This window comes from Rhizorhabdus dicambivorans (assembly GCF_002355275.1).
GTDB lineage: Bacteria > Pseudomonadota > Alphaproteobacteria > Sphingomonadales > Sphingomonadaceae > Rhizorhabdus > Rhizorhabdus dicambivorans.
Window position 1 is genome coordinate 47,488 of record NZ_CP023453.1, and the last position, 6,149, is coordinate 53,636.

5 protein-coding genes and 4 pseudogenes are annotated in these 6,149 nt (G+C 66.2%); 5 read left to right on the top strand and 4 right to left on the bottom strand.

Annotation, left to right across the window (positions count from 1 at the left end; all coding sequences use genetic code 11):
• Nucleotides 1-51: 51 nt before the first annotated feature.
• Nucleotides 52-180 (bottom strand): annotated as a pseudogene (locus tag CMV14_RS26980) (transcription elongation protein SprT); the annotation flags it as partial.
• Between the two features lie 464 nt (nucleotides 181-644).
• On the opposite strand from CMV14_RS26980, the gene CMV14_RS27520 reads away from it, so the two are divergent.
• The 3 genes from CMV14_RS27520 (at nucleotide 645) to CMV14_RS26335 (ending at nucleotide 1,871) form a co-directional block, all read left to right on the top strand.
• On the top strand, nucleotides 645-878 hold the full coding sequence (locus tag CMV14_RS27520) for a PIN domain-containing protein (RefSeq protein WP_331251150.1): 234 nt from the start codon (nucleotides 645-647) through the stop codon (nucleotides 876-878).
• An 87-nt stretch (nucleotides 879-965) separates the two neighbouring features.
• A complete protein-coding gene (locus CMV14_RS26330; protein WP_066969776.1) occupies nucleotides 966-1,244 on the top strand; it encodes a toxin-antitoxin system HicB family antitoxin in 279 nt (92 codons plus the stop codon).
• Nucleotides 1,245-1,313: 69 nt separating this feature from the next.
• Entirely contained in the window at nucleotides 1,314-1,871 is a 558-nt protein-coding gene (locus CMV14_RS26335; RefSeq protein ID WP_238147346.1) for a histidine phosphatase family protein, read from the top strand.
• Here the strand turns inward: CMV14_RS26335 and CMV14_RS26340 are convergent.
• A pseudogene (locus tag CMV14_RS26340) lies at nucleotides 1,868-2,835 on the bottom strand (tyrosine-type recombinase/integrase). The gene CMV14_RS26335 and the pseudogene CMV14_RS26340 overlap by 4 nt on opposite strands.
• A pseudogene (locus CMV14_RS27680) lies at nucleotides 2,832-3,213 on the bottom strand (CopG family transcriptional regulator). Before CMV14_RS27680 ends, CMV14_RS26340 begins: the two co-directional pseudogenes overlap by 4 nt.
• A gap of 188 nt (nucleotides 3,214-3,401) precedes the next feature.
• Between CMV14_RS27680 and CMV14_RS26350 the strand changes: the two are divergent.
• A complete protein-coding gene (locus tag CMV14_RS26350) occupies nucleotides 3,402-3,608 on the top strand; it encodes a TetR family transcriptional regulator (RefSeq protein WP_153046172.1) in 207 nt (68 codons plus the stop codon).
• Between the two features lie 33 nt (nucleotides 3,609-3,641).
• On the opposite strand, the pseudogene CMV14_RS26355 reads toward CMV14_RS26350, so the two are convergent.
• Nucleotides 3,642-4,276 (bottom strand): annotated as a pseudogene (locus CMV14_RS26355) (TetR/AcrR family transcriptional regulator).
• A 272-nt stretch (nucleotides 4,277-4,548) separates the two neighbouring features.
• On the opposite strand from CMV14_RS26355, the gene CMV14_RS26360 reads away from it, so the two are divergent.
• A complete protein-coding gene (locus CMV14_RS26360) occupies nucleotides 4,549-5,808 on the top strand; it encodes a TolC family protein (protein ID WP_331251151.1) in 1,260 nt (419 codons plus the stop codon).
• Nucleotides 5,809-6,149: the final 341 nt, after the last annotated feature.

Below are 6,149 nucleotides of genomic sequence, written 5' to 3' on the forward strand. Positions count from 1 at the left end.
TTTGCATGTGGCCATAGGGCGAATTGCGGCCGAATGAAAGGGCGGCGGCGCTTAATCCTCCCCGTCCTCGCTCGCGTCATCGTCCAGCGGCTCATGCTCCATCCGGCCATGATCCTCGATCGGGCAAAGCGGCGCTCCGGCCAGCTCAAGCCACTTGCGCGCGGTCCTCACGGTATAGCGAGAATCTGCGGGAGTGGTGCGGGCGCAGGGAGCGAAGCGACTGAGCCTCGGTCCCGCTGATTGTCGTTGCGTGGGAGAGGGGGCGGAAGCTCTCTCCCCGCCCAAACGAACGACGCGCCGGCGCATGCCGGCAAATCGCTCGCGAGATCCGCTTGCGATCTCGCCCCGCCATGTGGGTCGTCACCTTGGGCCAAGACCGCTTGCGGGCTTGGGGAGCGTAGCGAGTACGGCCACGGTGCTGCGCCAGCGGCAAGCGCTTAATCGCTTAGTCGGTTATTTGCTGAGTATGAGGATTGCGCCGGGAAGGGGAGGGCGCTCCAAGCCGGTCTAGAAAAACATCCCATAGGATGTTACATTGGCGGCGATGAAAAGAGTCGTATTGGACACCTCGGTTATCGCCACGGCGCTGCGGAGCCAAACGGGAGCCAGCTTCGCCCTGCTGCGGGGCCGTCGAGTATGGCCGCTTGAAGATACTGGCCACGCCGTCGCTGTTCCTCGAATATGAGGACGTGCTGAAAAGGCCAGAACAACGGCAAGTGACGGGGCTGTCATTGCAGGACGTGAATGAGCTGCTGGACGAACTGGCGGCGCTTGTCGAGCCGGTGGAGGTTCATTTGCTATGGCGGCCGCAACTGCGCGACCCGGACGACGAAATGGTGTTGGAAGCGGCTATTACGGGCGAGCCGATGCGCTTGTGACCTACAATATCGTGATTTCAGGGGCGCGGCCCCGCGCTTCGGAATCCGGTTGATGCAGCCCGCCGAACTGTTGAAGGAGTTATGACAATGAGCAAGGCGACTTACCCGCTCAAGCTGCCAACCTCGATCAAGGCAGCAGCGGCGCGACTGGCAAAAGAAGATGGCGTAAGCCTCAATCAATGGATCGCAACGGCGGTCGCGCAGAAGATCGGCGCTGTCGAGACGGCGGCCGAGTTCTTCACGCGCCGCGCGAAGGGCCGCACCGGCAGCGGCCTGGGCCGTATTCTCGACAAGGTGCCCAATCGGCTGCCCGAGCCAGGCGACGAATTGCCCGAAGGCTGGACGCCCGATCGCCTGCGCCAGTAACCAGCATGAGGGCCGTATTTCATCCGGCATGGGGAAAGCACCGCCAACACCGGCCTTGCCAGCGCCGATGTGGCGTCGATCGCGCTAACGGAGCGCGGGGCAGGGCAGGCGGGCCAGCTCGCGCGGGAATGGATCGAAACGCCGTCGCTGATCGTCACATCGCCGTTCCAGCGCACCCGGCAGACGGCCGCGCCGACCATCGCCCGCTTTCCCGGCGTGCCGGTGGAGACGTGGAACATTGCGGAGTTCACCTATCTGCAACCCGCGCGCTGGAACGGCACGGCCGCCGCCGATCGGCGGCCCCATGTCGAACGCTACTGGACGGCGGCCGACCCCGATCATTGCGACGGGGAAGGGGCGGAGAGCTTCGCCGGCTTCCTCCGGCGCGTGGAAGGCACCCTAGCGCACCTGGCCGCACTCCCGCCCGCCGTGCTGGTCTATCTGTTCGGGCATGGGCAGTTCATCCAGGCCGCGCGCTCGATCGCCACGGAAACCGGGCTGGACGATCGCGCCAGGATGCGCGCTTTCTGGCGCGATGGCGCACCGCCGGTCGTCGCCAACGCGGAACGGGTAGGGTTACATTGGCAGGGCGATTGCTGGGCCTGTGCGCCGGCGCTCGCCGCCTAGATCAACACCCGCTCCACCTCGTCCAGCGTCACGTCATCGGGGCGGCGGTCATAGAGCTGGGTGGTGCGCCGTCGAGCTGTGGTTCGCCATCGTCGCGGCCGTCTCCAAGGTGCCGCCGTTCTTCAAATAGGTGGTGATCCCGGTCGCGCGGAATGAGTGATTGCCGATCGCCGTGCCGATGCGGCAGCGGCCGCGCGCCGGCGCACCATCGCGAAGGCATTGGCTTGGGGGGAGGGGCCTGTCGCTTAGTCGCTTAGTCCGCTTGTCGATCGTGCGGAACAGCGGCCCCTTGCGATCGTCGCGCAAGCCGCACCCGTCGATATAGGCCAACAGATATTCCTCTAGATTGTGGTGGCACGGCATTTCGTGGCGCTTGCCGCCCTTTTCGTGCAGCCGCACCCATAGGCGACGGTTCTGCACGAAAGCATCCTCGACGATGCATGGTGATCGCCGCGCCGATCCGCGCGAAGCTATAGACCATCAACCCGATCAAGGCGCGGTCGCGCAAGCCGGCATCGGTGGCAACGTCGATCGTATCGAGCACTAGCCGCGCCTCATCGGGCACCAGCACCGGCGTCTTGCCGCGCCGCTGGCTATAGGCCGGCCCGCGCACCGATGCGGCGGGGTTCACCGGCACCACCTGGGCCCGTCACCAGCCAGTCGAACAGGCCGCGCACGCCGGCGAGCTGCTGCTTGACGCTGGGCGGGGCCAAACTCGCCCCCTTGCGACTCGACCCAGGCCGCGACGTGAAGCGGCTGCACGCCAGCGAGCGAGGCGACGCCGTGCAGCTCGCACCAGGCCAGGAAGTCGCCCGCCGCGCGCATATAGGCGCGGCGCGTATGCGGGTTGCGAATGGTGACGGCGAAAAACTCAAGGAAACGAAAGCCGCGCGCGATCGTCGGCCGCCGCGACCAGGGCCGGCAACGCCAGCTCGGGCGAGGGCAGGGGGGCGAGCTGGTTCACCGCTGGACTTTCTCCCAGCGCGCCGCCTCGGGGCGCGGCGCGGCCATCTTCTCGCGCAGCTCGGCGAACACCGTTTCGCCCGATCGAGCCGATTCCAGCTTGGCGGCCGATACGTCCAGCATCCGGCGTAGCAGCTCGTTCCGCAAATCCTGGTGCGGTTCCCAGGTCGCGGAAGTTGCCGACGATCGCGAACACCGCCTCGGAAGGATCGGCGAACATGCCGCGCTCGATATGATCCAAACAGCCAGTCGGCCAGGGCAGGGGGGTAAATACGCCTCGAAGCGCAGGCCCGCCCGCGCGGGCCTGCTCGCGCAGCGCCCTGGCCTGGTCGCGCTCGGCGTAGTTGTCGGCGAAAGCCTCGTCCTCATCCTCGATCATGCCGGCATCCTTTTGAATGTGTGATAAAGGACATTATCACACATAGATGAACGCGGAAATCCGGCATCCGTCACATTGGGCAACATTGGCCTTCCACAACGAAAGTTACGGTTTCAGATGATAGTCTGATTTTAAGACGTGAGTCGAAATTTGAGGACGCTATCAAGCCCCACCGCCGCCAGCGCACTGTGACCGCGATTCTAGATGCTGCTAGTGAAGCTTTCAGCCTGATGGGCGTGCGCAATGCGACCATGGGCGAGATCGCGGACCGCGCAGGAATGGCCCGTGCGAACCTCTATTATAATTTCGCCTCCAAGGAGGAAATGGCCGCTGCGCTCGCCGAGCGGTTACCGGGCGAAAGGCTATGCGGAAGCGCCACATCTCAAGGCGCATGAAAGCATCAGCCGCCCATTTCCTCGATGCCTTCTTCACCTATGCAGGTGAGTGGACCCGGTCCTAATCGGTGGCGCCATAGGCGCGCAAAAAGGCTCGACCGCGCCTGCGACGGCCTGCTTGCGTCCGATATGCGGTCCGGCCCCGAACAGCATGGGCTCGACGATGCCAGCCTCGAGCATGCCCTTGAGATGCCCGGCGGCGAGACTAGGATCGACCGCGCGAATGGCGCCCTTCTCGCGTAAATCCGCGAGATAGGCGCGCATCGCCTCCCAGCCGCGCTTGGACCGCGCTCGTAAAGCAGCGCGCCCACTTCGACATGTGCCCCCTCCGCGACCGCGGCGCGCGTCACCGCGAGAACGTCGGGGCGCATGATGAAGTCGAGATAGGCTTCGCCGAACCGCCGCAAAACCCGATCGACCTGCGGAACCGATGGATCGAGCAGGTCGAGCATGACCTGGCTCTGTTCGCCCAATGCCTCGATCATCGCGGCAACGAACAGCTCTTCCTTCGACTTGAAATAGCCATAGAGCGTGGCCTTCGAGCCGCCCACGCGCGCCGAGATCTCCGCCATGGTCGCCCGCTCGTAGCCGGTCTCGCGAAACAGCACCGTCGCGACGTCGAGGATGGCCCTGCGCTTTTCGTCCGGCCGTGATCGCACCCTCTGCATCCTCCTTTTATGAACCGCATTGTACAGCTTTCGCTTGACGCTGCAAGGCTCGATTGATAGCCGACCGTCCTGTACAGTTTAGACTTCGCAGGGGATTGCTTCTTGCTAGGATCGACCCGATTTGGGCGCTCGGTTGTTGAGGGAGCGGCCGGGCTCGTGCTCGCCGCGCTGCTCAGCGGCTGCGCAACTCTGCCGTCGAGGACCGAATTGCGTCCGATGTCCCGGCCCGAGCAGATGGCGAGTGGCCGAAGCCTTGCCGCCGCCCAAGCAGCATGGCCATCGGACGGCTGGTGGCGCAGTTTGGCGATCCGCAGCTCGACCGCCTGATCGCGGAGGGCCTTGCCAGCGCGACCGATCTTCGCGTTGCCGAAGCGCGCTTCGCCAAGGCCGACGCACTGGTCCGTCAGACGCGCAGCCGGCTGCTGCCGTCGCTGTCCGCGGACGCGCAGGCAGGCGCCACCAAGCAGAGCTACAATTATCTGATCCCCGGCGACTTCTCGCCGCGCGGCTGGCCCGATTATGGTCAGGGCGCACTCAGTCTCGACTGGGATCTCGATTTCTGGGCAAGAACCGCGCCGCGCTCGCCGCGGCCCGCTCGGAGGCCGAGCGGCTGCCGCCGAGGCGGCCGCCGCGCGTCTCGCCGTGTCGGCGGGGATCGCCGGAGCCTATGCCGATCTCGCCGGTCTTTACGCCGAGCAGGACGCCGCGGCCGACGCGGTGCGGGTGCGCGCCGCACGCTCGAGCTGATTGCGGGCCGCAAGTCGCAGGGCCTCGAGAATGACGGCGCCGTCGAGCGTGCGCGCTCGGCCCTGGCGTCCGCGCAGAGCGAACTGGCCGCCCTGGCGGAAAGCCTCGCGCTCACCCGCAACCGCATCGCCGTTCTGCTCGGCGCCGGTCCCGACCGCGGGCTTTCCGTCGAACGGCCGGCGCCGGCGGCGAGCAGTGTCTTCGGGCTCCCCGCCAATCTGCCGGCCGAGTTGATCGGGCGGCGGCCCGATATCATCGCCGCGCGGCTCCGCGCCGAAGCGCGGCAAGCCGGATCAAGCAAGCCCGCGCCCCTTCTACCCGAACGTCAATCTCGCCGGCCTGATCGGCCTGCAGGCGCTCGGCGTCGACAATGTGTTCAAATCCGGTTCAACCTCGGCACGGTCGGCCCGGCGATCAGCCTGCCGATCTTCGATGGCGGCAGGCTGCGCGGTCAGTATCGCGCGGCCGAAGCCGATTACGCGATCGCGGTTGCCCAGTATGACGGGACGCTCGCGCAGGCCCTTCGCGAGGTGGCAGATGCAGCGGCGAGCGAGCGGGCGCTCGGAGAGCGGCTGGACCGGGCGCAGGAGGCCGAACGCGCCGCCAGCGCCGCCTGTACTGTGGCCAACAATCGCTATCGCGGCGGCCTTGCCACCTATCTCGACGTGCTTGTCGCCGAGGATGCGCTGATTGCCGCCCGCCGCGCCGTCGCCTCGCTCCAGACCCGTGCCTTCGCGCTCGATGTCGCGCTCATCCGCGCGCTCGGCGGCGGCTTCCGATCTTGAAGGAACGCACTCCATGTCCAAGACCACCCATATCATCGAGCATGACGTCCATACCATCATCGAGGAGGAAGGCCCGAGGATGAGACCGCGCGCAAGGGCAAGCGCAAGCGATTGTTCTCGGGCTTGCCGCCGGCGTGGCGGTGCTCGGCGCCGGCTATTATGCCTATGACGCGCTCGTCGCGTCGCAGCATGTCGAGACCGACAATGCCTATGTCGGCGCCAATGTCGCGCAGGTGACGCCGCTGGTCGGCGGCCCCGTGCGCGAGGTGCTCGTCGACGACACCCAGCCGGTGAAGCGCGGCGACATCCTGTCCGTCTCGACGACACCGACGCGAAGATCG